This is a genomic window from Candidatus Parvarchaeota archaeon (assembly GCA_016866895.1).
GTDB lineage: Archaea > Micrarchaeota > Micrarchaeia > Anstonellales > VGKX01 > VGKX01.
This window is the reverse complement of sequence record VGKX01000182.1, coordinates 1-2102: the sequence shown is the minus strand read 5'-3', so window position 1 is coordinate 2102 and position 2102 is coordinate 1. Positions and strand designations below refer to the sequence as shown.

General features: G+C 43.7%; 3 protein-coding genes. All 3 read right to left on the bottom strand.

The annotated features are described in order from the left end of the window. A partial coding sequence (dnaK, locus tag FJZ26_05705; GenBank protein MBM3229903.1) for a molecular chaperone DnaK occupies positions 1-687 on the bottom strand: 687 nt, incomplete at its 3' end. Positions 688-719: 32 nt separating this feature from the next. Further along, the gene (locus FJZ26_05700; protein ID MBM3229902.1) at positions 720-1502 is read right to left on the bottom strand and encodes a nucleotide exchange factor GrpE; all 783 of its coding nucleotides are present in this window, start codon (positions 1500-1502) and stop codon (positions 720-722) included. Next, positions 1411-1911, bottom strand: coding sequence for a hypothetical protein (locus tag FJZ26_05695; protein MBM3229901.1), 501 nt, complete (start codon positions 1909-1911; stop codon positions 1411-1413). Before FJZ26_05695 ends, FJZ26_05700 begins: the two co-directional genes overlap by 92 nt. Between the last annotated feature and the right edge of the window lie 191 nt (positions 1912-2102).

The window sequence follows — 2102 nt, the reverse complement described above, 5'->3', positions numbered from 1 at the left end:
TGTAATTTCAATGCCGGAATCTTTCTTGAAGTAGTCAACAAGGTACTTGACTATGGCATTGTCCATGTCCGTGCCGCCAAGCTGGGTGTCACCCGAGGTTGATTTTACCTCAAATACCTTATTTCCAAAGTCCATTATTGTCACGTCAAGTGTTCCGCCCCCTAAGTCAAACACCATGATTTTTTGGTCCTTGTCAGTCTTGTCCAGGCCATAGGCAAGTGCTGCGGCAGTCGGCTCGTTTATTATCCTGACAATCTCAAGACCCGCAATTGCGCCAGCATCCTTGGTTGCCTGTCTTTGGTTATCATCAAAGTAGGCAGGGACAGTGACTACCGCCTTTGCCACCTTGTCCCCAAGGAAGCTTTCTGCATCTGATTTGATTTTCTGCAAAATGGCCGCAGAAATTTCCTGAGGGGAGTATTCCTTGCCATGGATTTTGAACCTGAAATCAGTTCCCATCTTGCGCTTTGCAGCCATGACCGTTCCTTCAGGATTTGTCACTGCCTGCCTGCGTGCCGGCTCGCCAACAAGTCTTGAGCCATCTTTTGTGTAGGCAACATAAGAGGGAAACGCCTTGCCATATTGTGTGACGCCTTCTGCACTAGGTATTATCACCGGCTTTCCGCCTTCTAGCACAGACGCCGCACTGTTCGATGTTCCCAAGTCAATTCCAATAATTTTCGCCATATTCCAACACCTCAAATTTTTGAAATATTATACTACTTTTGTCTGTTTCCCGCTTTTTCCTCATTTTTTGAAACACAAACCTTCGCATGCCTCAACACAGAGCCGTTTAGCATGTAACCTGGCTGTATTTCAAATAAAATTATGTTATCTTCCTTGTCGTCTTGCAGCATCACTGCATCGTGCAATTCAGCATTAAACGCCTGTCCATCTGTCTTTATCCTTGAAACGCCGTTTGCAAGCAAAAACGCCTCAAATTTCTTATTTAGCATCTCAAGCCCTTGCTTCAATTTTATTTCCTGTTCATTGGCGGCTATGTTGTTTTCTCCACTTTCTTTATCCAATGTGGCGGATTTACAGGCAAGCTCCAATTCATCAGCAAACGAAAGCAATGGCAAGAGTAGTTTTGCTGCGCCTGCACTTCTTGCTTCCGCCTTTTCCTTTTCACTTCGTTTCCTATAGTTATCAAACTCTGCAGCAAGCCTCGCATATGCATCTTTAGAAGCGGCAAGCTGTTTTATTGATTCTAGATGGCCATCCGCCAGAAGTTTTTCTTGAAGTTCGGCAATTTTTCCTTGCTCGTGCGCTTCAGGCAATTTATTCATATCTCTAACCTCACCAAGCAGTTCCTCCTTAAGTTTTTCAATTATCTTTTTGTCAGAGGCTGCCCTGGCTTGCTTTTCTTGCTCGCCAAAGGCGACCGGATTGGATTTTTCTGCTGTGCCTTTATCGTTTTTTGGCGACTGTCCGGTTTGCCTTTGTGGCTCGTGCCTGCTTTTCTCCTCTTCCTTTTGCCTTTTCAATTTGTCCATATCCATGTTCACCAAACCCTTCTATCAAGTTAAACTCCTCATCAATTCTTTTTGCAAGCTGGTCCATTTGCCTGAAATTTTCAAGCATCTCTCTTCTTGCCTGTTCAACGAACTCCTCAAAATTTCCAAATGCAAAAATATACTGCGATTCCTTTTTCTCAACAACACCTGCATCAAGCAACCTTTTCAGGTGATGGATGCAGGTGATTCGATTCAATCCAGATACCTTTGAAAGCTCTGTGCTTCCGATTGGCTGCCTGCCGTGGCTTACAAGAACCTTCACAACGTGTGTGACTGTTCTGTCAGTATCCCTTTCTGAGAGTATTCTCAAGTATTTGCAAAGCTGGACAAGTTCATTCCCATCTTCGGTTTGTTTTGCCCTCCTCACAATCACAGCCCCGTAATCATTAGGCATTGTCACCACATTCCTCTTTGAGCATCCCGCTTGAAAAGAAAGTGTTTTGCACACGTATGTCAATATCGTGTTAACATTATTGGCACAAAAGTTTATAAAGTGTTAATATGGTATTAACAAAATCGAAACAAATAATCTTCACGCGCCATTTAAAATCGAATGGGGCGCGGTTATGGGCATGTTGAATATAT

Excerpts from the sequence above, each read along its gene's own strand:
- FJZ26_05700 (MBM3229902.1), bottom strand. The coding sequence starts at position 1,502 with ATGGATATGGACAAATTGAAAAGGCAAAAGGAAGAGGAGAAAAGCAGG.
- FJZ26_05695 (MBM3229901.1), bottom strand. The coding sequence starts at position 1,911 with ATGCCTAATGATTACGGGGCTGTGATTGTGAGGAGGGCAAAACAAACC.